Source organism: Haloarcula salina (genome assembly GCF_010119195.1).
Taxonomy (GTDB): Archaea; Halobacteriota; Halobacteria; order Halobacteriales; family Haloarculaceae; genus Haloarcula; species Haloarcula salina.
The window spans coordinates 157,473-181,898 of the sequence record NZ_WRXL01000001.1 but is presented as its reverse complement, the minus strand read 5'-3'; the positions used below and the strand labels follow the sequence as shown (position 1 = coordinate 181,898).

General features: G+C 69.0%; 25 protein-coding genes. 3 read left to right on the top strand and 22 right to left on the bottom strand.

Features of this window, described 5'->3' with window-relative positions:
- Nucleotides 1–5: 5 nt before the first annotated feature.
- The 19 genes from GM656_RS00990 to GM656_RS00900 form a co-directional block, all read right to left on the bottom strand.
- Nucleotides 6–1,916: a hypothetical protein gene (locus GM656_RS00990; RefSeq protein ID WP_162411781.1), complete on the bottom strand. Its 1,911-nt coding sequence runs from the start codon at nt 1,914–1,916 to the stop codon at nt 6–8.
- Nucleotides 1,913–2,401 carry a hypothetical protein gene (locus GM656_RS00985; RefSeq protein WP_162411780.1) on the bottom strand — a complete coding sequence of 163 codons (489 nt, stop codon included), beginning with the start codon at nt 2,399–2,401 and terminating at the stop codon, nt 1,913–1,915. Before GM656_RS00985 ends, GM656_RS00990 begins: the two co-directional genes overlap by 4 nt.
- Before the next feature lie 89 nt (nt 2,402–2,490).
- Nucleotides 2,491–2,946 carry a type IV pilin gene (locus GM656_RS00980; protein ID WP_162412530.1) on the bottom strand — a complete coding sequence of 152 codons (456 nt, stop codon included), beginning with the start codon at nt 2,944–2,946 and terminating at the stop codon, nt 2,491–2,493.
- Nucleotides 2,947–3,208: 262 nt separating this feature from the next.
- The gene (locus GM656_RS00975; protein ID WP_162411779.1) at nt 3,209–3,784 is read right to left on the bottom strand and encodes a DUF7344 domain-containing protein; all 576 of its coding nucleotides are present in this window, start codon (nt 3,782–3,784) and stop codon (nt 3,209–3,211) included.
- Between the two features lie 111 nt (nt 3,785–3,895).
- Nucleotides 3,896–4,357 carry a type IV pilin gene (locus GM656_RS00970; RefSeq protein ID WP_162411778.1) on the bottom strand — a complete coding sequence of 154 codons (462 nt, stop codon included), beginning with the start codon at nt 4,355–4,357 and terminating at the stop codon, nt 3,896–3,898.
- A gap of 217 nt (nt 4,358–4,574) precedes the next feature.
- Nucleotides 4,575–6,371 carry a Na(+)/H(+) antiporter subunit D gene (locus GM656_RS00965; protein WP_162411777.1) on the bottom strand — a complete coding sequence of 599 codons (1,797 nt, stop codon included), beginning with the start codon at nt 6,369–6,371 and terminating at the stop codon, nt 4,575–4,577.
- Nucleotides 6,371–8,068, bottom strand: a complete 1,698-nt coding sequence (locus tag GM656_RS00960) for a cation:proton antiporter (RefSeq protein ID WP_162411776.1) — start codon at nt 8,066–8,068, stop codon at nt 6,371–6,373. The genes GM656_RS00965 and GM656_RS00960 overlap by 1 nt, the downstream gene beginning before the upstream one ends.
- Nucleotides 8,065–9,585, bottom strand: coding sequence for a monovalent cation/H+ antiporter subunit D family protein (locus tag GM656_RS00955; RefSeq protein ID WP_162411775.1), 1,521 nt, complete (start codon nt 9,583–9,585; stop codon nt 8,065–8,067). Before GM656_RS00955 ends, GM656_RS00960 begins: the two co-directional genes overlap by 4 nt.
- Entirely contained in the window at nt 9,578–9,934 is a 357-nt protein-coding gene (locus GM656_RS00950) for a cation:proton antiporter subunit C (RefSeq protein WP_162411774.1), read from the bottom strand. Before GM656_RS00950 ends, GM656_RS00955 begins: the two co-directional genes overlap by 8 nt.
- Complete coding sequence (locus GM656_RS00945) at nt 9,934–10,407, bottom strand: Na(+)/H(+) antiporter subunit B (protein ID WP_162411773.1); 474 nt, start codon at nt 10,405–10,407, stop codon at nt 9,934–9,936. The genes GM656_RS00950 and GM656_RS00945 overlap by 1 nt, the downstream gene beginning before the upstream one ends.
- Nucleotides 10,404–10,949, bottom strand: a complete 546-nt coding sequence (locus tag GM656_RS00940) for a DUF4040 domain-containing protein (RefSeq protein ID WP_162411772.1) — start codon at nt 10,947–10,949, stop codon at nt 10,404–10,406. Before GM656_RS00940 ends, GM656_RS00945 begins: the two co-directional genes overlap by 4 nt.
- The gene (gene mnhG, locus GM656_RS00935) at nt 10,946–11,266 is read right to left on the bottom strand and encodes a monovalent cation/H(+) antiporter subunit G (RefSeq protein ID WP_162411771.1); all 321 of its coding nucleotides are present in this window, start codon (nt 11,264–11,266) and stop codon (nt 10,946–10,948) included. The genes GM656_RS00940 and mnhG overlap by 4 nt, the downstream gene beginning before the upstream one ends.
- On the bottom strand, nt 11,263–11,538 hold the full coding sequence (locus tag GM656_RS00930) for a cation:proton antiporter (RefSeq protein WP_162411770.1): 276 nt from the start codon (nt 11,536–11,538) through the stop codon (nt 11,263–11,265). Before GM656_RS00930 ends, mnhG begins: the two co-directional genes overlap by 4 nt.
- The gene (locus GM656_RS00925; protein WP_174242911.1) at nt 11,531–12,616 is read right to left on the bottom strand and encodes a monovalent cation/H+ antiporter subunit E; all 1,086 of its coding nucleotides are present in this window, start codon (nt 12,614–12,616) and stop codon (nt 11,531–11,533) included. The genes GM656_RS00930 and GM656_RS00925 overlap by 8 nt, the downstream gene beginning before the upstream one ends.
- Nucleotides 12,617–12,725: 109 nt before the next feature.
- Nucleotides 12,726–13,883: a bifunctional phosphopantothenoylcysteine decarboxylase/phosphopantothenate--cysteine ligase CoaBC gene (gene coaBC / locus GM656_RS00920; protein ID WP_162411769.1), complete on the bottom strand. Its 1,158-nt coding sequence runs from the start codon at nt 13,881–13,883 to the stop codon at nt 12,726–12,728.
- An 81-nt stretch (nt 13,884–13,964) separates the two neighbouring features.
- Nucleotides 13,965–15,515 (bottom strand): DUF7519 family protein, encoded by a 1,551-nt coding sequence (locus tag GM656_RS00915; RefSeq protein WP_162411768.1) that lies wholly within the window; start codon nt 15,513–15,515, stop codon nt 13,965–13,967.
- Entirely contained in the window at nt 15,512–16,834 is a 1,323-nt protein-coding gene (locus tag GM656_RS00910; protein WP_162411767.1) for a DUF58 domain-containing protein, read from the bottom strand. The genes GM656_RS00915 and GM656_RS00910 overlap by 4 nt, the downstream gene beginning before the upstream one ends.
- Nucleotides 16,831–17,553, bottom strand: coding sequence for a DUF7269 family protein (locus GM656_RS00905; protein WP_162411766.1), 723 nt, complete (start codon nt 17,551–17,553; stop codon nt 16,831–16,833). The genes GM656_RS00910 and GM656_RS00905 overlap by 4 nt, the downstream gene beginning before the upstream one ends.
- Nucleotides 17,550–18,644, bottom strand: a complete 1,095-nt coding sequence (locus tag GM656_RS00900) for a DUF4129 domain-containing protein (RefSeq protein WP_162411765.1) — start codon at nt 18,642–18,644, stop codon at nt 17,550–17,552. Before GM656_RS00900 ends, GM656_RS00905 begins: the two co-directional genes overlap by 4 nt.
- 116 nt (nt 18,645–18,760) lie before the next feature.
- Between GM656_RS00900 and GM656_RS00895 the strand changes: the two genes are divergently transcribed.
- Nucleotides 18,761–19,825, top strand: a complete 1,065-nt coding sequence (locus tag GM656_RS00895) for a M48 family metalloprotease (RefSeq protein ID WP_162411764.1) — start codon at nt 18,761–18,763, stop codon at nt 19,823–19,825.
- Here the strand turns inward: GM656_RS00895 and GM656_RS00890 are convergent.
- A complete protein-coding gene (locus GM656_RS00890; RefSeq protein WP_162411763.1) occupies nt 19,817–20,560 on the bottom strand; it encodes an NAD(P)/FAD-dependent oxidoreductase in 744 nt (247 codons plus the stop codon). The two genes, GM656_RS00895 and GM656_RS00890, sit on opposite strands and share 9 nt — an antisense overlap.
- Nucleotides 20,561–20,714: 154 nt before the next feature.
- On the opposite strand from GM656_RS00890, the gene pan1 reads away from it, so the two are divergent.
- Together pan1 and GM656_RS00880 are read left to right on the top strand one after the other, a co-directional pair.
- A complete protein-coding gene (pan1, locus tag GM656_RS00885; RefSeq protein ID WP_162411762.1) occupies nt 20,715–21,929 on the top strand; it encodes a proteasome-activating nucleotidase Pan1 in 1,215 nt (404 codons plus the stop codon).
- 89 nt (nt 21,930–22,018) lie between these two features.
- Complete coding sequence (locus tag GM656_RS00880; protein ID WP_162411761.1) at nt 22,019–22,600, top strand: DUF420 domain-containing protein; 582 nt, start codon at nt 22,019–22,021, stop codon at nt 22,598–22,600.
- 23 nt (nt 22,601–22,623) lie between these two features.
- Here GM656_RS00880 and GM656_RS00875 read toward each other — a convergent pair whose 3' ends face one another.
- Nucleotides 22,624–23,364 (bottom strand): ABC transporter permease, encoded by a 741-nt coding sequence (locus GM656_RS00875; RefSeq protein ID WP_162411760.1) that lies wholly within the window; start codon nt 23,362–23,364, stop codon nt 22,624–22,626.
- Complete coding sequence (locus GM656_RS00870) at nt 23,361–24,299, bottom strand: ABC transporter ATP-binding protein (RefSeq protein ID WP_162411759.1); 939 nt, start codon at nt 24,297–24,299, stop codon at nt 23,361–23,363. The genes GM656_RS00875 and GM656_RS00870 overlap by 4 nt, the downstream gene beginning before the upstream one ends.
- Nucleotides 24,300–24,426 lie beyond the last annotated feature (127 nt).

Here is a 24,426-nt window from a genome sequence, read left to right as displayed (position 1 = left end):
CCGACTCAGTACAGCGTCAGCAGTTCGCCGAGCGCTCGCATCATCGGGAGCGCGTGCGAATCGCCGAGCGCGTAGTACTCTACCGTCGTCAGCAGGACGAAGACGAGCGTGACGCCGGTCGTGAGGCCGAGCAGTGCCGCGCCGAGCCGCCCCGCTGTTCCCTCGTTCCGGCCCCTCAGCGACCAGAGTCCCAGCGGCAGCGCCGTTCCCAGCCCGACGAGGGCGTGGAACTGGAACGCCTCGCCGATGCCGCTCACCGTCAGCGCGACGGCGACGAGCGCGAGCTGGCCGCCGACGAGTATCGTCCCGGCGACTGTCCAGCAGTACGTCCGCCAGTGTTTCTGGAGTGCGTCTCGTATCGGCGGCAGTCGCACGATGAGGTACACCCCGAGCGGACACAGCGGGAACAGGTATCTTGCGGTCACTTGCGCGTGGGTCGGCAGCCGGCTCGTGTACAGCAGGACGATCCCGAGAACGGTCGTCGCGGCGAACAGATCCGCGACGCGACCCGGACCGAGTCGGCGATCCGGTATCGACAGCGACGAACGACGGCGGACGAGTGCCGGGACGGCGCTGGCGAACGCCGCCAGCAGGGGGACCGACTCAAGCAGTGAGAGGTTCACCGACTCCGCGTCGGTGTCGCTGAGCGTCGACTGCGCGCTCCCGGAGCGGACGAAGGTGTGGTACACGTCGGCGGGCTCCGCCCGGAACGCCCTGAATCCGACGAGGAGCTGGTCGACGAGTATCAGGAGCGGGCGAGCCCCGCTCTCGACGACGCCGAGGACCGGTTGGAGCGGTGCGAGTATCCCCACCGAGCCGCTCGCTGACCCGCCGCCGGAGCCGCCGTTGCTTCCGCCGCCGGCAGCGGCGTCGCCCCCGGCCGAGTACCCGCCGGAGAGCAACCGCGGCGGCTCGACGGGCGAGCCGGTAATCGCGACGTTCGTCAGGACGAACGGAACGAGCGACAGCAGGAACGCGGCACCGACGAGCGCCAGCGTCCGCGGGCTGTTCTCCGGGGCGGTCGGTACGTCGACGAGCGCCAGCGTCACGCAGAGGAGCAACGCCTCGGGTGCGTGAACCCACGCGTACAGGCCGACCAGCGCGTAGGCAAGCGCCCGGAAGGTCCGGGGGCGCGAGACGAGCGGTCCGTCGGCCTCGCGGCGACTGCGGTAGAGGCAGTACGCGACGCCCATCACCACTGTGGCGGTGACGACGTGCCGCTTGGGGACGGAGGCCCAAAACGCCAGTGGCGTCCCCGCCGTTACCGCGACCGCGGCCAGTAATCCCAGCCGCCGGGTCTCCGCGAGCGCGAGCAGCCGATAGCAGAAGACGGGGACGAAGGCGGCCACGGTGAGGTGGAACAGCTGTAGGGCGTAGAGGTGGACGGCGCTGGGGTCGAGCGGCCGCGCCAGCGCCACGTTGAGGCCGAACAGGCCGAGGACCGCGAGGCTGCCGCCGACGGTTACGCCGTCGCTGTCGGTGAGTCGCCCGCTCTGGACGACGAGCGCCAACAGCGCGAGCGACCAGATCCCGACCAGTGCGATTCGGAGTTCGACCACCGCAGCGAGCGCCTGTAGCCCGAGCAGGTACGGGAGCGAGAGCGCGATCACGCCGTAGTTCCGCGCGAACTCCCGGCCGCCGTAGCTGTTCACGCCGGGGGTGTTGAGCGTCCCGCCGTAGGCCGGCTCCAGCAGCGCGACCTGTCCGTTCGAGAGGCTGTATAACCCGTTCGCCAGCGTGACGGAGTCGTTGATGAGAAACGTCGTCCGCCACACCAGCCCGAACAGACAGACAGCCGCGAGGAACACCGTCAGGCCGAGGCGGTCGCCGAACAGGACCGAGACCGCGGTTCGGCGGGCGCCCGCGAGTACCGTCGACCGGTCCCGGAGTTCGACGGCGAGCGATTCGGCGCTCATTCGATCACCCTGACCGTGACGTTCCGCGACGCGACCTCGGCGTGGCCCTCGCCGTCGCGCTTGCTCACGCTCACGGTGCCGTCGTATCGCTCTCGATCGATCTCGTCCGCTTCGAACGTGTCCGACGCCAGCGTCAGTTCGTACGTCTCGGCAGTGTCGTCGTTCAGAAAGTGGTTCGTCGTCCGCGTGTAGCCCAGTTCGTCGATCGCGAACCGGTAGACCAGCGTCGGATTGCCGTCGAGCGACGAGAGTTGGACCGTCGCCGGCGGCACGTCGAGGTAGTAGCTCGCCGCGCCGTAGGCCCCCTTCTCCAGCGTCGCGTTGGCGGGTAACCGCGCGTCGCCGACCGTGACGGTCCCCGTCTCCAGCGTCAGCGGTTCGGGTTCGGACGCGAGCGTCACACCGGGAACGAGCGGCCCGGAGAGCAGCGTGACGCCGACGATGATCAGCGTCACGACGGCGACGACGCCCCGGGTCACATCCATCGTATTCGCTCACTGGATGCGCGGAAATAAAAGCATCGTGGCGCAGTGCTGTCGCTCACCGGCCGAAAAATGAAGAAGCGGCGGTCGGATTACGCGTTCGGTCCAGAGTCTTCGGAGAGCGTCGCGGAGGTGTCGCCCTCGACGGGCTCGTAGACGACGCGGAGTTCGTACGCAGGTCCTGCGTCAACATCTATCGAGTTACCTGCAGTGACTTCTGAAGCACCTGAGATTGAGGTCCCATCAAAAGTCCCTCCTCCCCAAGTGTCTGCAGAGTCTCCACCACTATCGAAGTCACCGCGGACGTAGAGTTCCTGTGCTTCGATGGAGTCCCCACCGTCGTGCGTAATGGTGACCGTATCCGTGCCACCGCCCTCGTATTCCCACGAGAAGCTGGCCTGCGGGGTCGCCTGCTGTGCCTGGTCCCCGAGCCCGAGGACGAAGGAGGCGATAACGGCCGCCAGGATGACCGTGATTGCGACCATCAGGATGACCCCGATGACCGGCGAGACTGCGTCGTCGTCTTGAATGAGACGTTTGATATCCATTGTTTCGGTTGCCTTTCGTCGCACACCGCGAGTACGACCCGAGTAACAACATCCTACGCATCGAAAGGGATGCTTACTGACTCACGGCGGTGCGCTGATTCAGGCACATGGGAGGGATCCACTTAAACACGTAGTACGTTTCAGGCGTTCAATGGCGGCCTGAAACCCTTCAAGAGAGCCTGTAAATCCATTTTTCCCGAGCGTACTGGATATATAATGGGCGGTCGAGGCTGAGTCAAAAAGCGCTCCTTCGAGGCCCGATTCAGTCGTCGCAGTCGGATTGCTCGGTAAACTCGGTGAGGGTCATCTCCCGACCGATATACGTGTGGTATCCGGCCGAGATACAGAGGACGATGGAGAGCACCGCCCACCAGACCAGCGGCGAAATGAGCGTGAACGGATAGACGCCGACCCAGAGGATGGTGACGATTGCCAGACTCACCGCTCCCAGCGAGAGGTAGTACTCCCGCCAAGGAAACTCGCTCCCGGGAACGATTTCGAGATAGACGGTGAGCTCTTCCGTCTGCTCGGTCCGTTCGATCGTTCCGGTCTCGTCGTCGTACTCGACGATGCCGGCTTCGTCCATCCGAGGGAGGTGTGACTGCTGTAACGTGGTGTAGACGCGCTTTCGCTGTGCGCTCGTCACGTCGGCGTCGGGGCAATCGTACTCCTGGGCCGCGACGTGCGACGCGAGATCACCGAGCGACACCGGCCCGCCGTTCTCCCGGAGATATTGGAGGGTGTGTCGACGCCGCTCGTTCTGGAGCACGTCGAAGATCTCCCCTTTGGAGATGTGTTGCTCGTCGTCAGAGCCGTCTCCATGTACTTGCTTGCTCATGCGATCGCCTCCGATCCACCACCCTGTCCGTGCATTATAGCGAATGTCAGGTGGTCCATCGGTTATAATATCACTGATATCGGCGGCGTAATGAAAGGCAAAGAGCCGAGATTACGCGTTCGGCCCGGTCGCCGTTGCGAGGGTCGCGGAGTTGTCGCCGGTCGCCGACTCGTAGACGACGTTGAAGTCGTAGCTGCCGCCCGTTACGGAGACCACGACGCGGTCACCGGCCACGACTTTGCTGTTGGACCCACTAGTAGCGGAGTCAGGCCAGTTCTGGTTGTTGCCATCGATATCGTCGCTGCTATCACTTCCGAAGCCAGTTCCCCGGAAATAGAGATTGCTCGCCTTAATTGAATCACCGCCGTCGTGGGTGACATCAACATCGTTCGCGCCGGAATCGTATTCCGTACTGAAACTTGCCTGCGGGGCCGTGTTGCTGACCTGGTCTCCCAGACCGAGCACGAACGTCGCGATGACGGCCGCGAGGATGACCGTGATCGCGACCATCAGGATGACCCCGATGACGGGCGATACAGCGTCGTCGTCGTTGAAGAACCGTTTGAATTCCATGGTTGTCTATCCGGCACACGCGGACGGGACGGCCACCGCCGTGGAGATGTCCCGGTACGTTGTGCTTACTTCGGGAGTGGATATGGAGCTATTTAAGCTTGCACCTGTATTATCAGAGCCTGTAATCTCTGGGAATATTCAAGTCGATCAAACGTGTACAAGTGCGGCCTGATACACAGATCGCAAAAACTGTTATCAGCTCAGATATACGGGCTGGCTACGAGAGCAATAACAACGCCACCGTCACGAACACCGCGAGAATCAGGACGCTGAACCCGATACCGGCCCGAAGCGGATGGGCCAGCCCGTCGTCGCCCGCCGACGTGTCACGGAGTTGCGCCAGGAGTTCGTCTGGCTCCGTGGCCGTCCGCACGACTACTGCCGTTGCCCGGACCACAGCACGGTCGACGGCCGCGTACAGTTCCGTTACGCCGACGACGAGGGCGCGGGTCCCGTAGAAGACGACGGGGTTGTACAGTCGGTCGACGTCGGGGACGCGGCCGAGCTTCGACAGGGGCTTTTTCGTCGCCGCGAACCCGACGAGTCCGAGCGCGGCGAGTGCGACGCCTTCGACGATGTGGGGGACCGTGTAGGTCTTGTAGACGTGGTCGACGACCGCCTCGTTGGTCACGTCGAAGGGCAGGATGGCGAACAGCGCGCTATCGAAGATGCCGTAGGCGACACACAGCGCGGCGACGGTCAGCATGGCGACGCTCTGGAGGCGGTTGGCGTCCGGCACGCTCCCCTCGTACTCGCCGTGGAAGAAGGCGTAGTAGCCGAACTTGATGAACGACATGAACGTGCCCACGCCGCCGAGCAGTAGCAGCCATTCGAGCGTGTAGAACTCCCCGACGGGCAGCGGCCCCTTCGAGAAGCTGTAGTGGCTCGCCGAGATGACGATGCCCTTGCTGACGAAGCCGTTGAAGCCGGGGAAGCCCGCGATAGAGAGCGCCGCGACGGAGAACGCCCCCGCAGTAAGTGGCATCTCCCGCCAGAGGCCGCCGAGCTTCTTCAGGCTCTCCGTGCCGGTCCGGTAGATCACGACGCCCGCGGTCATGAACAGCAGTCCCTTGTAGAGGATGTGGTTGAAGACGTGCGCGAACGCGCCGGCCTGCGCGAGCGCACCGCCGATGCCGACGCCGGCCACCATGTAGCCGACCTGCGACTGGATGTGGTAGGACAGCAGGCGGCGCATGTCGTTCTGGAACAGCGCGAACATCGCGCCGAAGACGGCCATCCCGCCGCCCATGTACGCGACCGCGACGTGCCCGTCCGGGAACGCGCGGTACATCCCGTAAACGCCGGTCTTCGTGGTGAACACACAGAGGAACACGCTGGCGGCGACGTGCGGGCGCGGGTAGGTGTCGGGGAGCCAGGCGTGCAGGCCGATGAAGCCGACGTTGACCCCGATCCCGACCGCCGCGAGCGCAGCGGGAAGTCCCGCCGCGATACCGGCCGTCTCGGGGCCGTTCGGGACCGACGCGAACAGGAACGTCCCCTTCGCCACGTACGTCTGGAGGATCGCGGCCATCAGGAGCGTGCCCCCGAGGCCGTGGAGGAGCGCGTAGCGAAAGCCCGCTCTGACGGCCTTGCCGCCGTAATGCCACACCAGTAGCGTGCTGGTGACGGCCATCAGCTCCCAGAAGAACAGCAGCGAGAGCCAGTCGCCGGCGAAGACGGCCCCGAAGCTGGTCGCGACGTAGGAGAGGGCGAAGCCGGTCTGCGTGGTGTCGGCCTCGCTGGCGTAGGAGTACAGCACCGCGACGGCGGCGATGAGGCCGAAGATGAGCCCCATCAACCGCGAGAAGTCGTCGACGTTGAACAGCACCGCGTCGAAGCCGAGGAACGTCGTCTGGAGGTGCGCGCCGGTCGGCACGAACCAGACCCAGGCCACCGCGAGCGCGGGAACGAGCGCCCCGAGGGCGTGCCCGCTCCGACGCGGCAACAGCGCGACGAGGACCGCCACGGGGAGCAGGACGGCCACCGGCGGGACGAGCGTCAGGAACTCGCTCATCAGAGCGTCACCCCCGGGAGGTTACCGACGATCGTCGTCACGATGCGGAGGAAGACGACGGAGTTGGGGACGGTCCCCAGCAGCAGGGACAGCGTCGCCGCGGTCAGTATCGGCCCCAGCATGAACCACGTGCTCTCGCCGCCGCGCCACCCGGATTTCGTCCAGCCGCCCGCCGGCGGGCCGCCGTGGTGTTCGTCGTCCTCGTGGTGCTTGCCGAGGTGGTCGACGTGCTGGGGCTCGGGAATGTCCTCGCTCGACTCGACCGGAGACGATTCGGCCGTGTCGTCGTCCGCGTCGCCGCCGTCGGTCCGCACGACGTCGCGCCCGCCGAGCGGGCCTTCGAGGAGGGGCTTCTCGTCGTGGCCCTCCGGCGACTCGAAGTACGCCTGGTAGACGATCGGCCAGAAGTACGCGATGTTCAGGACCCCGGAGACCAGCAGGGCGGCGGCGAAGACGAGGCCGCCGCCGTCCAGCGCGCCGATGACGAGGTACCACTTGCTGACGAACCCGGCCACGAGCGGGATGCCGGCCATCCCGGCCGCGGCGACGCCGAACGCGGCCATCGTCAGCGGCATCCGCTTCCCGATACCCGCCATGTCGCTGATGTCGTCGGTGTGCGTCTCGACGTGGATCGCGCCGGCACAGAAGAACAGCGTGAGCTTCATGAACGCGTGGGCGGGGATGTGGAGCAGGCCGCCGATGAGCGCGTCGCCCTTCAGCAGCGCCAGTCCTAACACGATGTACGAGAGCTGGCTGATCGTCGAGTACGCGAGCCGGCGCTTGAGGTTGTCCTGTCTCAGCGCGATGACGCTCGCGGTCAAGAGGGTGAAGGCCGCGACGGCGGCCAGCGGCAGGCCGACGCCGAGTTGCTCCATCGTCCCGGTTCCGTACACGTCGAGGACCACGCGAGCGATGCCGAACACGCCGCTCTTGACGACGGCGACGGCGTGGAGCAGGCCAGACACGGGCGTCGGCGCGACCATCGCGTCCGGGAGCCAGGAGTGTGCCGGCATGAGTGCAGCCTTGACACCGAACCCGGCCGCGAGCAGCGCGAACGCCGCCCGCGCGAGCGTCGGGTCGGCCGTCGCGAGCGCTTCAATGCCGCCCGGGGTGAACGCCGTCGTCCCGGTGAGGACGAAGACGAGGACGGTCCCGCCCAGCACTGCGACGCCGCCGCCGAACGTGTACGCGAGGTACTTCCGACCGGCGGCGCGGGCCTCGTCGGTCTCGTCGTGGGTGACCAGCGGGTACGTCGAGACGGTCAGCAGCTCGTAGCAGACGAACAGCGTGAGCAGGTTCGACGCGAACGCGACGCCGACCGCCGACGCGAGGCTCGCCGCGAAGGAGGCGAAGTAGCGCGTCTGGGCGTGTTCGTCGAGCCCGCGCATGTAGCCGATGCTGTAGAAGCTCGTGACGATCCACAGCAGGCTCGCGAGCAGGCCAAAGAGGAGGCCGAGCGGGTCGACCCGGAAGGTCAGTTCGATGCCGGGACCGAATTTCCCGAGCGAGAACACGTAGCGCGTGCCCGAGAGCACGCCGGGCACCATGCTCGCGACGATGGCGAACTTCGCGAGCGCCACGGCGATGGTCACGCCCTCCCGAACGTTCGGCCGCCGCTCGAGCGAGAGGATGACGGGGATGGCAAGCGCCGAGACGAGGATCGCGAACAGGGGTCGAAGTGAGGTGATGTCGGTCATTGGGTGAGGAGTTGCGGAAGCGTCTCGTTCAGAACCTGTTCGAACGCCGGGACTGCCGCGGTCAGCGCGACGGCGAGCACGGCCGCGGCGACGACGACGGCGACCATCCCCGTCGAGACCGCTCGACCGCTGCCGTCGGCGACGGTGGCGTCGGCCGGTACGTCCGCGGTCGCGTCGGCCTGTTCATCCGCGTGGATGGTCGCCTCGGCGAAGTAGAGTCGCTCGACGAGGCGCGCGAAGTACGCGAGCGTCAGCAGCGTGCTCGCGAGCAGGACGACGACGACGGGCCAGATCTCGGCCTTGACCGCGCCGAAGACGATGAACCACTTGCCCACGAAGCCGATCGCCGGCGGGACGCCGACCATCGCGAGGGCGAGGACGGAGAACGCGCCGGCGGTCACCGGGACGCGACTGCCCATTCCGGCGTAGCCGTTCAGCGTCGTCGCGCCGGTCTTGCGCTCGATGACGCCCGTCGCGGCGAACAGTCCGCCTTTCATCACCGCGTGTCCGAGCAGGTGGACGCTCGCGCCGACGACGGCCATCGGCGTCCCGACGGTGAAGCCGGCGACGACGAGGCCGAACTGCGACACCGAGGAGTACGCGAGCATCCGCTGGACGCTGCTCTGGGAGACGGCGAGCGCGCTGCCGGTGACGACGCTCACGCAGGCCAGGCCGAGCAGCGCCCAGCGCGCGATTGGCACGGCCGACAGGAACTCGACGGTGAACACCGAGAACAGCAGTCTCGCGAGCGCGTACGCGGAGACGGTCGAGACGAGCGCTGAGATGAACGCGCTGACCGTGTCGGGCGCGTTCGCGTAGGCGTCGGGCTGCCAGGTGTGCAGCGGGAACAGCGCGACCTTCACCGTCAGCCCGCCGACCATCAGCCCGAACGCGGTCAGGACCAGCGTGGAGTCGTAGGCCGCCATCGACCCGAGCTTCCCGGCCAGGTCGGCCATGTTGAGCGTCCCCGTCGCCGCCAGCAGGTAGCCGACGCCGAGGAGGTACAGCGACGCGCCGACGGTCCCGATGATGAGGTACTTCAGCGCGGCGACAGCGGACTTCGCCTCGTCGCCGCTTGCGACCAGCCCGTAGGCCGCGAGCCCGGTGATCTCGAGGAAGACGTACAGATTGAACACGTCGCCGGTGACGCTCATGCCGGTCAGCCCGGCGACCAGCAGCAAGTACAGGCTGTAGAAGGAGTTCGACCGCGGGCCGGCGTGGCGCGCGTACGCGAGCACGCCCAGCGCGACGACGGCGACGAGCAGCGCGACCGCCGCCGAGAGCCCGTCGACGACGAGTTCGATGCCGTACGGGGCGGCGAAGCCGCCCACCTCGTAGCTCACTGTGCCGCTCGTTTCGACAGTCCAGGCCAGCAGTCCCGCGAGGGCGACCTGCCCGGCGACGGTCAGCGTCGCGACGGCCCAGCCGGCCCGTTCGTGGAGCAGGCTGACCACCAGCGGCACCGCGCCGCCGAGTATCGGCAGGACGACCAGCAGGACGGGGAGGTGATCAATCATAGTAGAGCTGTTTGAGTTTGTCTTCGTCCAGCGTGCCGTACTCGGTGTAGATGCGGATGAGCAGCGCCAGCGCGACCGCGGTCAGGCTCACCCCGACGACGATGGCGGTCAGGATGAGGACGTGCGGGAGCGGGCTGACGTAGGGGCCGCCGCCGTCCTCGATGATCGGCGGATTGCCGCCCGCCCGGAACGCGAGCGTGATGAAAAACAGGAAGATGCCCGTCTGGAAGACGTTCATCCCGATGACTTTCTTCACGAGGTTCCGGGACTCGACGAGCATGTACAGGCCGATACCCAGCAACAGCATGACCGCGACGTAGTTGTAGTGCGAATCGAGCAGTCCCAACATTACTCTTCAGCCTCCGGTGTGTCGACCGCGTGGCCGTAGCCCGCCGCCAGCAGGAAGAACAGCCCGATGACGACGCTTGCGACGATACCGCCGATGCCCAGTTCGACGAGTTCGATCCCGTACGCGGTCGCGTGCGAGATGAACCGCTCGTACAGGTGGTACTCGAGGAAGTTCCCCCCGAGCAGGATCGTGCCCAGGCCGATGGCGGCGAACAGGAGCACGCCGCCGGACGCGAGGGTCGCGACGACGCGCACGTCGACCCACTCGCGCGTCGAGTCGATGCCGTACGCGAACGCGAGCATCATGATCACGGACCCGGCGATGACGCCGCCCTGGAATCCGCCGCCGGGGGAGTTCGCCCCGTGGAACATGACGAACAGCGCGAACGTGAGGACGAACGGCGCGACGACCCGGACGGTCGTCATGATGATGGTGCTCTCGACGTACAGTCCCGGCCGGTCCTCGCCGCTCATGCGAACACCTCCTGCCTGAGGACGGTCAGCGCGGCGACGCCGGCCGAGAAGACCACGACGGCCTCCCCCAGCGTGTCGAATCCGCGGTAGGCCGCGAGCACGGCGGTCACGGCGTTGTGGACCTCCGTCTGCTCGTAGGCGTTCGCGAGGTAGTACTGCGTGACCTCGCCGCTGACGACCGGATTCGCCGCCCCATCGGCACCGATGGCGGGGAGCGAAGGGACCGTCGCCAGCATCACGAGGACGAACGCCCCGACGAACGCGACGGTCCGAAACCGGACCCGTTCGAGGATCTGGTCTTCCTGCGGGCGGACGGTGTTCGCCAGCGCCAGCAGGAACAGGATGGTCATGATGCCGGCCCCGACGGCGGCCTCGGTCAGCCCCACGTCGGGCGCTTCCAGTATCACCCAGATGATGGAGACGCCGAGGCTGTAGGCGGCGAAGGCCATCACCGACGCCAGCACGTCCTTGAGGAGCGCCGCGCCCAGCGCGCACCCGAGGACGAACACCAGCAGCGCCCCCTCGATGAGCGTCAGCGTCATCGCTCTCCCTCCTCGTCGCCGGCGGTCCACGGCTCGATTCCCTGGTCCTGGGCCGCCCGGGCGATGGCGTGGGCGGCCGTCGGGTTCGTCAGGAACATGAACGCGAGCAGGAAGACGGCCTTGATGGTCGAGAGGTCGGTCTGAAGCGCCAGCGCCGCCGCGCTGATCGTGAGGACGGCTCCGAGCGTGTCGCTCTTCGACGCGGCGTGGGCGCGCGTGTACACGTCCGGTAGCCGGACGATACCGACGGCGGCGACGCCGCCGAAGAACGCGCCGACGAGCGCGAGCGCGACGATGGCCCACTCGGTCGGCGTCATAGCACACCTCCGTGCTCGACGTTGAACTTCGAGAACGCGATCGAGAGCAGGAAGTTCAACAGGGCGTACACGAGCGCGATGTCGAGGAACAGCGGCGCGTCGAGCGCGCTGGAGACGAGCGCGATGGCGATGACCGTGTTCGTCCCCATCACGTTGACCGCGATGACTCGGTCGTGGTCGGTCGGACCGGCGATCACACGGTACAGCGAGACGACGGCGAAGACGACGAACGCGGCCGCGATGGCGAGCAGCGCCGTCTCGAATTCAACCATCCGCTGGCACCTCCGGGTCGCCGCTGCTCCCGGCGTCCTCGTCCTCGCCCTGGCCGCGCTCGCGCGGCGAGGGGATCGCAGCGGCCTCGCGGCCGTAGAAGACGAACCGGACGGCCCGCTCCAGGCCGCCCTCGAAGAGGTCTCCGCGCACGTCGGCGGTGAGCGAGTGGATGTCGAACGCCCGCTCTGAGACGCTGACGGTGAGCGTCCCGGGCGTCAGCGTGATCGAGTTCGCGAGCGTCGTCACGGGGGCGTCGCCCCAGACGGCCGCCTCGAACTTGACGATCTTCGGGTCGATCGGCAGCGAGGGGTGCAAGACGACGTAGGCGATCTGGACGTTCGCCACCGCGATCTCCTTTATGAGGTAGGGGACGTAGATCGCGAGCCGCGCGAGCTGTTTCGGGATGCGGGTCAGCGAGGGCTGCCGGCTGAACGCGATCGGTGCGAGCAGCCCGGAGACGATGGCCGCGGTGATCGCGCCGGTCAGGAAGTCGAGCGGCTTGTAGGTGCTCAACAGGAGGTAAAACAGGTACGATATGCCGAATACGGTGCCGTACTTGGGGAGCGTCGCCGCCCGAGCGAGGGCGGTCGACCGCGCCGGTCGCTCGACCGGTGCCGTCACGACCGTCACGTCGTCGCGTGCGAGTTCGACTTCCAGCGGCCGGAGCATCGGCGTGGTCCCGCCGGGATTGAACTCGGGGTCGAGGACGACCTGCCCGATGTCGTTGTCGGCCGCGTAGGCCAGTATCGCGTCGGCGTAGTCGCCCGGGCTGAACAGATAGCGGTCCGCGCCGGTGATCTCGAACGTCACGTCGAGGTTCGTCGGCGGGTCCGCGCCCAGGTCCTCTTCGACCCAGACCTCGGCGCGGTCGAGCAGCGACTTGGCATCCCCGAGTTCCGCCTGCGCCTCGGGGTCGACCGCGCGCGTGCTCGCAACCACGACGAGGTGGAGCGCTACCTGCTGCTGACTGTCGCGAGCCGTCGTCTCGGCCTGTTCGACGGCGTAAGCGACGGTATTCCGGACCGTCACCGAGTCGTCGAGTGGCACCAGCAGACGACGGGGTTGGGATGCAGTCACGGTGTTCCTTGAAAATCCTGTTTGTAGCTGTTTGACGAGCGTTACTGTCGTTATCGGTCCCGAACAACGGGACACGCAAAACTATTTCGTAATCGGACACGGCGTGGGTTCAATCCGTCAATCGCTCGGCCAGTTCGTCGGCGACGGCGATTCCCAGCCCCTGCTTGTCGCCGACGTATTCCGTCGCGTCGTCGTCGACGAGCAGGGCGCGCGTCTCGGCCGCGCCCATCACGCTCGCGTCGTTGGCCACGACGAAGGCGAGGCCCGCGCGGTCGCGGATCTCCCGCGCACGGGCGACGAGCGTCTCGTCGTCGCCCTCGGTCTCGACCTTGAAGCCGACGATGGGGAGGTCGGGGTGGCGTTCTCGAACGGCGTCGATGAGCTTCGGCGTCGGTTCGAGCGAGAGCGTTAGCCCCTCCTGTCCGCTCTTGATCTTCTCGGGGGCCCGCTCGACCGTGTAGTCCGAGATGGCGGCGGCGGAGACCAGCGCGTCGGCCTCGTCGGCCACGCCCGTCGCCGCCGCCGTCATCTCCGCCCCGGACTCGACCCGCTCGACGGTCGCGTACGGCACGTCCGGCCCGTCGTGGAGGAGCGTCACGTCCGCGCCTCGAACGTGACAGGCCCGCGCGACCGCGCGCCCGGTCTTCCCGGAGGCACGGTTCGAGAGCGTCCGCACGGGGTCGACCGATTCCGTCGTCGCGCCCGCGGTCACGACCACGCGCTTGCCGGCGAGCGGCGTCTCGCCCGCCGCTCTGGCCGTGGCGGTCACGATGGCCTCCTCGGTCGCGATCTTCGCCTTTCCCTCCTCGACGCGCGGGTCGACGAAGTCGACGCCCCAGGACTCGACGCGGTCGATTGCGTCCAGCACGCCGGGGTGGTCGTACATCGGTTCGTGCATCGCCGGCGCGACGACGACCGGCAGGTCCGCTCCGAGAGCGGTGGTGGCACAGGTCGTCACCGGCGTGTCGTCGACGGCCGCGGCGACCTTGCCGACGGTGTTGGCCGTCGCCGGCGCGAGCAGGAGCACGTCGCCCCAGCCGGTCCGCCCGCAGAGGTCGACGTGCTCGACGCTCCCGGTCAGCTCCGTCACCACCTCGTGCTCGGTCGCGAACTCGAGCGCCCACGGGTGGATGATGCCCGCGGCGCTGTCGGTCATCACGGCCCGGACCGAGGCCCCCTCGCGGCGGAGTTCGTGGGCGAGTTCGACCGTCTTCACCGCGGCGATAGACCCCGAGACCCCCAGCACGACGTTGACACCGTCCAGCATACGCCTCGATTCGCAGTGCGGGAGTAAAAGCACCCGACTCTCGGCCGGCGCGTCTCGACCGGTGCAGATGGCGACCGCCGCTCACCCCTCGCCGCCGGCCCGTTCGCGCTGCCGCGGCCGCTCGCGGTGCGAGAGGAGCGCGACGGTGACGAGCAGAACCGACAGCAGAACGAGTCCCAGCGCGATCACCGTGGCGGGCGACAGGCCCGCGGCCGCGGTCGGGACGACGAACGGGAACAGGGCGTACCTGACGAGCAGGACCGCGACGACGCCCACGCCGAGGACGGCCGCAGTCCCCGTGACGTGGACGAACTCGCTGTCGGTCGTCTCGGCGTCGCGCCCCAGTTGCGCGCCGACGCTGCTCGCGTGCGCGCCGGTGTCCCAGACAAGCAGCGCCGCCGCCGCGCCGGCGAGCACGAGCAGCGGCGCGAGCCCGAGTTCGGCCGCGACCAGCGTCGTCACGAACAACAGCGCGCTCCCGGTCGCGAACCCGGCGGTGCGCCGCGGGAGCGTCCCCTCGCGGGCCACTGCACTGAGGACGTGGACGACCGCCCGGCACGCGGTCAGCGCCACCAGCACGCCGAGCAGCGCGGCGGTGGCGGCCGCGTAGTTGCCGGTTCCGGCCAGCGAGTCTCCGACGGGCACCGTGACGCCGACCGCGGCGAGGGCGGTCCCGCCGAGGAGCGCCAGCGCCGGGACGACGATGCCGCCCGCCGCGAGCGCCAGCGTGATCGCCGGGTCGTCGCCGAGGGAGCGAACCGTCCACCTCCGGACCACGTCCGCGGCGACGACGCCGAGCAACAGCAGGAGACAGGCCGCGAGCGGGACGTGCAGCGGACCGGAGAGCGCGACGCGGAGCACTCGTCCCACGACCGGAACGCTCGCGAGGAACCGGTCGAAGAGCCGCTGTGCGACGGGCGCGAACGCGACGACGAGCTGGATCGCGACGGCGACGCGGATGGACCGGTCGATCTCCCACCAGTCCGTCCCGACGGCGGCCAGCCCGTCGAGCGCCCTGTCGGTGGTCGCCGCCGGTGACGGGAGCCACGAGTCGAGTATCGGGACGGCGCGATCGAGCAACAGGAGGCCGGCGACGACGCCGGCCTGGAGCGTCGCGAAGCCCACGAGGGGGTGAATCCCGCTCTCGACGGCTCCGAGCGCGACCGACAGCAGGTCGACGTACGCGGCGACGGTCAGCAGGGCCGCGACGCCGACGCCGACGGCCGTCGCCGCGGAGGCCGCGCGTAACATCCGCGGGAGGGGGTCCGCGTCCGCGTCGTCCGGGACCAGCCCACTCGTCGCGTCCACGACGACGAACGTCGCGCCGAGGGCGAACCCGAGGTAGGTCGCAAGCAGCCACGCGTCCCCCGTCAGCCAGGCGCTCCCGGTGAAGGCGGCCGTTCCGAGCACCACGCTCGCGCTGCCGACCGCGACGCGCGCGTGAGACGACTCCCGGAGCGACCAGACGCCCGCGGCGACCGTCAGGCCGCCCAGCAGGCTGACCAGCGCCGGGACCGGCTCTCCCACGGCCAGGCCGAGTCCGAGCGCGGTCACGGTGGCCACCGCGCCGGCCAGCGCCGAACTCGACTCGGCGGGTCGCCTGTCGAGCGTCGACGCGTCGTCTCGGCTCATCGCGACCACCGCTCCGTCGACCGGACGAGCGCTTTCGCGAGCGGCTCCGTTCGCGGCCAGTCGACGACGCGGACCGTTCCTCTGAGGTCGCCGACGCGCTCGCTCCGCTCGACGTGTTCGAGCGTCGCCCCCGGCGTCTCCGTCGAGGTCAGGTCCGGGCTGACGACGGTGACGTCGTGGCCGTGCGCGGACAGTCGCGTCGCCGCGTCGACCGCCCGGTCGTCGAGCAGGGGGGTACAGAAGACGACCTGCGCCTCGCCCGGAATCGTTCGGTCGAGCGTCGCGACCGGGTCGCCGCCGTCGGTGAGGCCGTAGCGCCGTTCGACCTCGTCGACCGACTGGAAGAACGAGTGCCGCGACCCGTCCGAGAGCGGTCCCGTGCCCCGGCGTTCCGAGGAGGTGGACCCGTCGCCGATCTCGGCGAGGAACGACCGGAGGCGGCGGGCCTGTTCCCGGCTCGCCGACGGCCGGAGGTACGAGCAGTCGTCGTACACCGCGGCCCCGACGCGGTTGTCCTCGTCGAGCAGCGCCGTGGCGACCTGTTCGGCCGCGTACCCGCTGTACTGGACCGCCGTTGGCGCGCCCGCCTCGCTCGCCGCCCGGTGGCGGGCGTCGACCAGGACGACGACGCTGGCCGCCCGCGACTCGCGGAACTCGACGGTCGCCAGTTCGTTCGTCTTGGCCAGCCGGTTCCAGTCGACCCGGCTCATCGGGTCCGAAGACTGGTGCTCCCGGATGGCGTAGAACGAGACGCCGTCGCCGCCCGCGTCCGTCGGGACGCGCCCGGTCTGGGCGAGCGTCTGTGCCGAGAGCTCGAAGCGGTCGACCGGCGCGCTGCACTCGATCGGCGTCTCGATGCCGACCCGCTCGGCGAACTCGACAGTCCCGGTGAGATTCCGGCAGACGACGGTCGTCTCCGCGAAGGCGTGGTCGCTCCGCCGGGCCCGGATGGTGTAGGTGAACGAGTCGCTCCCGCCGGGTTCGAGGTGCGTGCCGAACCGCGGCGAGCCGTCCACCACGTCGAGGCGTTCGGGGACGCCGTCGCGGACGCGCACGTCGGGCAGCGTCGCGTCGCCGTCGTTTCGGAGCGTCACGGTCACGCCCAGTTCCGCGCCCGGGAGCGGCTCCGTCGTCTCGACCTCGCGCTCGACGGTCAGCGTCGGCTCCGGGTCGCCGATGGCGGCCTGGTAGGCCGCGTACGCCAGGCCGAGGACCGAGACCATGAACACCGCCGGATTCCCGGTGACGACGCCCGCGCCGCCGGCGACGAGCGCGGCCGAGACGCCGACGTTCCGCCGCGAGGTCTCGCGGGTGCTCATCTATCGCCCTCCTCGGACAGCGCGTGGATCTCCGCCGTCGCGGCTTCCACCCGACGGTCGAACCCCTCGCCGCTGGCCCAGTCGCGCACCTGCACGGCGATCGGCGGGTCCGGCGCGGCGTCTCCTCCGAGGAGCGCGGCCGCCCGCCGGTCGTCCGTCCAGGTTCCCGTTTCGACTGCCTCGACCGCCTCGTCGCGTGTCCGCTCGGTCCGCCGGACGAGCGCCCGTCTGGCCGCCGCCCGGAGGTCGCCCCTGACGTCGGCCGCGTAGCTCGCTTCGAGCCCGCTGGCGGGGTCGACGCGACCACCGATCCGTTCGAGTTTGTAGTCGATGTCGCCGCCGACCAGGTCGGCACTGCCGCCGCTCGGTCGCTCCGTCGACTCGATGTCGCGGAGCAGGTCGTCGTGGGACTCGTCGTCAGCCTCGCGCTGGGCTCGTCCGTCGGGGACGGGCTCGAAGCAGATGGTGTACAGCCCGACCAGTCCGACCGCGACCGCGCCGGCGCTGGCGAGCGTGCGGAGCGCCGCCGGATCGACGGACTCCGACGCCGGGACCAGCGACGGGACGGTGACGACCAGCACCGCGGCGGCGAGCGAGGCGAGGCCCGCGAACGTGAGCGCGAGGAATCGCCGCCCCGGCTCGGGCCGCTCGACGCTGGCGTCGACGGTCGCTCGACCGACGCCGTCGGGCGTCTCGTCGCTCCGCTCGCCCTCGGTCACCGCTCGTCACCCCCTCGAAGCAGGCGCTCGACGGCGGCACGGGCGGCCGCGGTTCGGCCCTCGTTCTCCGAGCGGCCGCCGTACTCGACATCGCGGAACAGATCCGTCAGCCGCAGGACCGGCTCCGCGGGCAGCCCGCGTTCGATGGCGGCGCGGGCGTACTCGCCGGGCGTCGTCGCCGACGGGTTCGACACCGGGACGCGCTCGGTCATCGCCGCCCAGGCGTCCCGCACCGACAGGGAGTCGACGTCGAGACCGCCGTCGTCCGTGGTCCCGGCAGGTTCGGTCGACGGGCCGCGCTCGTCGGCCGCCGAGCCGAACAGCGACGGTCGCTCGACACCGTCACGGAGCGACGACAGGAGGCCGTCGCCACCGCCGAGGCCGCCGAGGGCCCGGAACGGCGCGACCGTCAGCGCGCCGAGCGCCTGCGGGAACTGCACGAGCCCCCGACCGGACAGCTTCGCGATGGGGACGACGCCGGCGGCCAGGCCGTCAAGCACGCCGCTCGCCACGGCCTCCACGCCGTGAGCGACACGCGCCATGGCCGACGACCCGGCGAGCAAAGCGGTGGTCGTCAACTGCGGAATGCGCGAGAACGCGCGGCCCGCGGATGCCCCGGAGAGCGCGGATAACGCCGTCTCGACGGCCCGCGCGACCGTCGCCGGGAGGAGACCGACCAGCACGCCGGCGTCGGAAGGCCCCGATCTCGCCGACCGATACACGCCGGCGGCGACGATGCCGATCCCGACCATCAGCAACAGGCCGACGACGGTTCCGACGAGCGAGACCCGACCGCCGGTGTCGGGGTCCGCACCCGTGGTCTCGGTGTCGGTCGGGTCCGGTGTCGCCGTCGTCGACTCGGTCTGCTCGGCCGGGGCCGCCGTCGACGCGTCGACCGGGGTCGATCCGGGTTGGCGGTGCTGGCCGTCGGCAGGCGCTCCGTCGGGGCCGACCGGGCCGCCGCTCCGTCCGTCGAGCGGACTACCGGCGTCCAGTCCGACGCCGAGCGCGCCGGGGAACAGCGCGGTGCCGAACAGGACCGCGACGGCACAGAGGAGGGCGAGGGCGGCGCGAGCGGGGCTCGCTGACACTGTCTCACGGTTTCCGCCCAGCAGAGTAAATACTTTCCTCCCCCGTGGGATCCGACCGCGAGACTCGCCCCACCAGAAGACCTTTCGTTCGCTGTACGGATAGCTGGACACGCCCTATGCGGACGCTCACTCGCCGCATCCTCCGTACACTCGTCCTCCTCCTCGCCGTCGACCTCGCCGTGGTCGCCACGGCGGCGTTCCTCCTGACGCCGTGGCTCGTCCCGGTTCGCGACGCCGTCGCCGCCCAGTTACCCTTCGGGGACGCGTCGACGCGGATCGCCTGGTGGCTCGCGGTCCTCCTGCCGGCGCTGGTCGCCTTCGTCTGGGCGCAACTGCGGTACACGCGGGCCCAGACGATGGCCGAGGTCGACGCCCGCGAGGTCGGTCCCGAGGCGTACCCTGATCTCCACGAGCGCGTCCGGCGGCTCGCACAGCTCGCCGACGTGGAGCCGCCGCGGCTCGCCGTCGCCGACAGCGCCGTCCCGAACAGCTTCGCGCTCGGCACGCTCGGCGGCGCGACCGTCGTCGTCAGCGAGGGCCTGCTCTCGGCGCTCGACGGCGACGAACTCGACGCCGTGCTGGCCCACGAACTCGCGCACGTCGCGAACCGCGACGCGACCGTGATGACGCTCGCGAGCTTCCTCCCGTCGCTGACCGACGGCGGGTACGACCCGCTCGCCGACCATCTCCCCGGCGGCGGCCGCTACGCGGTCGGTGCGGTGGCGCTTGTCGCGGCGTACGCTGGCAGCGCGCGACTGCTCGACGCCCCGCTCGGGAGCCTCTCGTTCACGCTGGGCTTCCTGTTCCTGTTCGCCTGCACCGCCCTCGTCGGCGGCGTCGCGCTCGGGGCGCTCACCGCCCCCGTCGTGGTCCTCGGTCGGTCGCTCTCTCGCGCTCGGGAGTTCGCCGCCGACCGGAGCGCGGCGCGACTGACCGGCGACCCGGCCGCGCTGGTCAGGGCCCTGGAAGCCCTCGACGGATCGGGAGACGACCGACCGACGGCCGACAAGCGTCGCGCGTACGCGAGCGTGCAGGGACTGTGCTTCCTCCCTCACGGATTCGGGGCCGCGTCGGACGGGACCTCGAGCGTCGTCACGGAGACGCGCTCGCATCCGCCGACGGACGAGCGAATCGAGCGGCTGCGGGCCGTGGCCCGCGAGATCGAGGCGCGCTCAGTCTGAGTCGTCGTCCGCGACGCTCGGGTGCATCGTCGGCTCGCCCGGCATCGGCTGTTCGAAGTAGCGCCGCATGACCTCTAGGGACTCCTCCTCGCGGCGCGTTCGCTCGTCCTCGTCGATCTCCTCGCAGCCCGGCGGGACCTCCCGCCCGCGCTCGGTGAAGTACCCCTCCGGCGCGGTCCAGTCGTGGTAGAAGTCCACGTCGGAGTCCTCGACGAGCGTCAGCCCGACCTGCGCGCCGTGGCCCGCGGCGACGATTGCCTGGTGGTGCTGCTCGGCCAGCCGACCCGCCGCGTACAGGCCCGGGACCTCCGTCCGGCCGCGGTCGTCGGTCCCGATGAACTGTTTCGAGCCCCGGTCGATCAGCGGGAGGTCCAGCCCGTCGAGATAGGAGGGGTCGGACCAGGACGACGCGACGAGGTACGTCGCGTCGTAGGTCTCCCCGTCGTCGCAGGTCACGTCGAAGCCGTCGCCCGTCCGTTCGACGGACTCCGCCCTCCCGTCGATGAACCACACGCCGGCTCGTCGGGCCTGCGCGCGCATGAGTTCGAGCAGAAGTCGCGGATTGATCCCCGCTGGGAATCCGGGGAAGTTCTCGAGGTGCGCGTTGCGATTCAGTATCGATTCCCCGGTCGAGATGATTCGCGTCGACATGTCAGCGCGGGCGGTGAAGATCGCCGCCGAGAGTCCGGCGACGCCGCCGCCGACGATCAGCACGTCTTCGGGTTCGTCTGCCATGGGTGGCCGTTTCCGGCCCATCTCAAGAAGGATGCCGATTCGGAACCGCCGGGGCTCGCCCGACGTATCGGCGACCTCGGGGCCCACGGCGGGCGATATCGGTATCTGGCGCTACCCGAAGCCTCATAACGATACACCTACTACACGTTTCGTAATGACCGACACCGTCGACGAGGTCGACCTGCCGTACGACGACGACGCCTCTCAGCAACAGAAAATCGAGGCGCTGCAGGAACGGCTCGAGGTGCTCGAAGCCCAGAACGAGGAGATGCGCGACAAACTGCTGGACGCCAACGCGGAGAACAACAAGTACCAGCAGAAGCTCGAACGACTCACCCACGAGAACAAGAAGCTCAAGCAGTCGCCGCTGTTCGTCGCAACGGTGCAGGAACTGTCCGAAGACGGCGTCATCATCAAGCAGCACGGCAACAACCAGGAGGCGCTGACCGAGGTCACCGACGAGATGCGCGAGGACCTCGAACCCGACGACCGCGTCGCCGTCAACAACTCTCTCTCCATCGTCAAGCAACTGGACGACGAGACCGACGTCCGCGCCCGCGTGATGCAGGTCGACCAGTCGCCGGACGTGACCTTCGCCGACATCGGCGGCATCGAAGCGCAGATGGACGAGGTCCGCGAGACCGTCGAGATGCCCCTCAAGAGCCCCGAGATGTTCGAGGACGTGGGCATCGACCCGCCGAGCGGGGTGCTGCTGCACGGCCCGCCCGGGACGGGCAAGACGATGCTGGCGAAGGCCGTCGCCAACGAGACCGACGCGACGTTCATCAAGATGGCCGGCTCCGAACTGGTCCACAAGTTCATCGGCGAGGGCGCGAAGCTCGTCCGCGACCTGTTCGAACTCGCCCGGCAGGAGGAGCCCGCCGTCGTCTTCATCAACGAGATCGACGCTATCGCGGCCAAGCGGACGGAGTCGAAGACCTCCGGCGACGCCGAGGTCCAGCGGACGATGATGCAGTTGCTCTCGGAGATGGACGGCTTCGACGACCGCGGCGAGATCCGCATCATCGCGGCGACGAACCGCTTCGACATGCTCGACCGCGCCATCCTCCGCCCCGGCCGCTTCGACCGCCTCATCGAGGTGCCGAACCCCGACTTCGAGGGCCGCAAGCAGATCTTCCAGATCCACACGCGGAACATGAACGTCTCAGACGACGTGGACTTCGAGGTGCTGGCCGAGGAGGTCCAGGACGCCTCCGGGGCGGACGTGAAGGCCGTCTGCACCGAGGCCGGGATGTTCGCCATCCGCGACGATCGGACCGAGGTCACGATGGACGACTTCCGCAACGCCTGGGAGAAGATACAACAGGAAGAGTCGGAAGACGACGACATCTCTCGCACCTTCGCCTGACGCTCGCGGTCCGTTCTCACTCGATTTCGAGCCGCGTACCTCCGTGCCGTTTTCAGAACACAGTTACCGCTCCGGGCCCGAATCGGGGTATGGCCGTCGCAGATTCGCTCCAGTCGCGCGCCCGCGCTCGACCGCGCCTCGTCACCGCCGCCGTCTCGGTCGTCGGTTACGCGCTCGTCTTCGGCGCGTTCGGCGGCGTGTTACCCCTCCCAGATCTCTCGCGAGAGACCGTCATCCTCCTCGGTGACGCCATCGCCGCCGTCAACAGCGTCGCGCTCGTCACGATTCTCGTCGGCGTCTACTACATCAGGAACGGCGAAGTCCAAAAGCACCGAGCCGCGATGCTGACCGCCTTCGGTCTCATCATGGCGTTTCTGGCCCTGTACATCCTCAAGGTCGGGGGCGGCTTCGAGAAGGAAATCGTCGCCGAGGGGATCGTCTGGGGCGCGTACATTATCATGCTCGCGGTCCACATCCTCCTCTCCGCGGTGTCGGTGCCCGTCGTCGTCCACGCGGTCGTCCTCGGGCTGACGCACTCGCCCGCGGAACTCAGGGAGACGATCCACGCCCGCGTCGGCCGGATCGCCGTCGCCGCCTGGAGCCTGAGCCTCTTTCTCGGTCTCGTCACCTACGTCATGCTGAACCACGTCTACGGCTGGGTCCCGCGCTGAACGGGACCCGGACTCCGTCGCCCTCAGTCCGTTCGCGGCAGGAGCCGGGCCCCGACGGCGAATCCGACGACTGCACAGGCCGTGAGAATCACGAGCGGCGTGACGGCGTCGCCAGCGCCCGTCGTCGCCGCCCGAACGCCCCGCGAGAAGTACGTCAGCGGCGACAGCCACGTCGGGAGCCACGCCGGGAGGAGCGACTGGGGGACGAACGTCTCGGAGAGAAAGAGCAGCGGCAGGGCGAGTCCGTTGCTCGCCGCGATGACGCCGTCCTGGGAGTCCGCGAGGCTGCCGAGCATCGCCCCGACGGCACAGAACAGCGCCACGCCGAGGACGACGAACGGGACCAGGAGGACCGAGGGCCGGATCACCGCCCCGGTCAGCCACACCATCAGCCCGAGGATGAGCAAGCCGGCGATGCCGATGATGACGACGTTGACCACGGTCTGAGCCAGCAGCCACTCCGTCCGCGACAGCGGCGTCGTCGCCAGCTTCTCGAAGCGGTTCCCGTCGCGGTGGCGCGCCACCTCGCTGCCCACCCGCGACAGCGGCGTGAACAGGACGACCACGGCGAGGTAGCCCGGCGCGTAGAAGGCCGGTTCCTCCGTGAACAGGCCGCCACCGCCGGGCTGGGTCTGGACCAGCACGCCGAAGATGACGACGATGATGACCGGGAAGAAGAACGTGAAGAAGACCGCGGTCCGCCGCCGCAGGAACGACAGCGACGCCGCGCGGGTCTCGGCTCTGAGGCGACCGAGCCGGCTCACTGCGAATCACCTGCCGTCGCCGCGGCGCGCTCGCCGCCGGGGCGGCCGACAGCGGTGCCCGTGAGTTCGAGGTACACGTCCTCCAGGTCCGGTTCCTTCCACGTGAGGCTGTCGTAGTCCAGCCCCGCGAGTTCGAGTGCTTCGACGACGCTCCCGATGGATTCCGGGCGGATGCCGTAGACGACGAGTCGCTCGTCCAGGACCCGCATCTCGGCCGGGTAGTCGATGGCCGAGACGGCCGAGTCGTCGAAGGTCCCGTCGACCAGCAGCCGGCTGTCGCCGCCGTGCTCGCCGATCAGGCGCTCCGGCGAGTCGAGCGCCGCCAGCCGGCCGTCGGCGAGCAGGCCGACGCGGTCCGCGAGCTGTTGTGCCTCTTCCATGTAGTGCGTGGTGACGAGAATGGTCACGCCTCGGTCGGCCAGGCCTTCGAGCAGCGCCCAGAGGTCGCGCCGGCCGGCCGGGTCGATGCCGGTCGTCGGCTCGTCGAGCACGAGCAGGTCGGGGTCGTTGACGAGCGCCGTCGCGACGCAGGTCCGGCGCTGCTGCCCGCCGGAGAGGTTCTCGTAGGTCGTCGCCGCGGTGTCGGAGAGTCCCACGTCGTCCAGAACTCTGTCCACGTCGCGCGTGTCGTCGTACAGGCCGGCGTAGTAACTGACGAGTTCCCGTGCGGTCAGTCGCTCGTGGGGATCGAACGACTGCGGGAGCAGGCCGATTCTGTCGCGGTCGACCGCTTCGGGCGGCACGCCGAACAGTTCGACCGTGCCCGACGCGTCCGTCGTGCCCGTCAGCGCACGTACGAGCGTCGTCTTCCCCGCGCCGTTGGGACCGACGAGCGCCAGCACCTCCCCCGCAGTGACCGAAAGCGAGACGCCGTCGAGCGCGACGGTGTCGCCGTACGCCCGCCGTACGTCCGACGCGACCAGTACCTCGTCCATGCGCGCAGGTCCGGCCGGCGCGCCGAAAGCAGTTCCGTTCTCGTCGCGTCGTCGGTCGGTCTCGGTGTCTGGTTACCGTTCTGCCACGAAGTCTTGCGCCAGCGGCTACACGTTCCGGCCGCACTCC

Excerpts from the sequence above, each read along its gene's own strand:
- coaBC (WP_162411769.1), bottom strand. The coding sequence starts at position 13,883 with ATGCTGGACGGTGTCAACGTCGTGCTGGGGGTCTCGGGGTCTATCGCC.
- GM656_RS00915 (WP_162411768.1), bottom strand. The coding sequence starts at position 15,515 with ATGAGCCGAGACGACGCGTCGACGCTCGACAGGCGACCCGCCGAGTCG.
- GM656_RS00990 (WP_162411781.1), bottom strand. The coding sequence starts at position 1,916 with ATGAGCGCCGAATCGCTCGCCGTCGAACTCCGGGACCGGTCGACGGTA.
- GM656_RS00975 (WP_162411779.1), bottom strand. The coding sequence starts at position 3,784 with ATGAGCAAGCAAGTACATGGAGACGGCTCTGACGACGAGCAACACATC.
- mnhG (WP_162411771.1), bottom strand. The coding sequence starts at position 11,266 with ATGACGCCGACCGAGTGGGCCATCGTCGCGCTCGCGCTCGTCGGCGCG.
- GM656_RS00940 (WP_162411772.1), bottom strand. The coding sequence starts at position 10,949 with ATGACGCTGACGCTCATCGAGGGGGCGCTGCTGGTGTTCGTCCTCGGG.
- GM656_RS00910 (WP_162411767.1), bottom strand. The coding sequence starts at position 16,834 with ATGAGCACCCGCGAGACCTCGCGGCGGAACGTCGGCGTCTCGGCCGCG.
- GM656_RS00870 (WP_162411759.1), bottom strand. The coding sequence starts at position 24,299 with ATGGACGAGGTACTGGTCGCGTCGGACGTACGGCGGGCGTACGGCGAC.
- GM656_RS00965 (WP_162411777.1), bottom strand. The coding sequence starts at position 6,371 with ATGAGCGAGTTCCTGACGCTCGTCCCGCCGGTGGCCGTCCTGCTCCCC.
- pan1 (WP_162411762.1), top strand. The coding sequence starts at position 20,715 with ATGACCGACACCGTCGACGAGGTCGACCTGCCGTACGACGACGACGCC.
- GM656_RS00880 (WP_162411761.1), top strand. The coding sequence starts at position 22,019 with ATGGCCGTCGCAGATTCGCTCCAGTCGCGCGCCCGCGCTCGACCGCGC.
- GM656_RS00930 (WP_162411770.1), bottom strand. The coding sequence starts at position 11,538 with ATGGTTGAATTCGAGACGGCGCTGCTCGCCATCGCGGCCGCGTTCGTC.
- GM656_RS00945 (WP_162411773.1), bottom strand. The coding sequence starts at position 10,407 with ATGAGCGGCGAGGACCGGCCGGGACTGTACGTCGAGAGCACCATCATC.
- GM656_RS00960 (WP_162411776.1), bottom strand. The coding sequence starts at position 8,068 with ATGACCGACATCACCTCACTTCGACCCCTGTTCGCGATCCTCGTCTCG.
- GM656_RS00980 (WP_162412530.1), bottom strand. The coding sequence starts at position 2,946 with ATGGATATCAAACGTCTCATTCAAGACGACGACGCAGTCTCGCCGGTC.
- GM656_RS00895 (WP_162411764.1), top strand. The coding sequence starts at position 18,761 with ATGCGGACGCTCACTCGCCGCATCCTCCGTACACTCGTCCTCCTCCTC.
- GM656_RS00955 (WP_162411775.1), bottom strand. The coding sequence starts at position 9,585 with ATGATTGATCACCTCCCCGTCCTGCTGGTCGTCCTGCCGATACTCGGC.
- GM656_RS00985 (WP_162411780.1), bottom strand. The coding sequence starts at position 2,401 with ATGGATGTGACCCGGGGCGTCGTCGCCGTCGTGACGCTGATCATCGTC.
- GM656_RS00950 (WP_162411774.1), bottom strand. The coding sequence starts at position 9,934 with ATGTTGGGACTGCTCGATTCGCACTACAACTACGTCGCGGTCATGCTG.
- GM656_RS00890 (WP_162411763.1), bottom strand. The coding sequence starts at position 20,560 with ATGGCAGACGAACCCGAAGACGTGCTGATCGTCGGCGGCGGCGTCGCC.
- GM656_RS00970 (WP_162411778.1), bottom strand. The coding sequence starts at position 4,357 with ATGGAATTCAAACGGTTCTTCAACGACGACGACGCTGTATCGCCCGTC.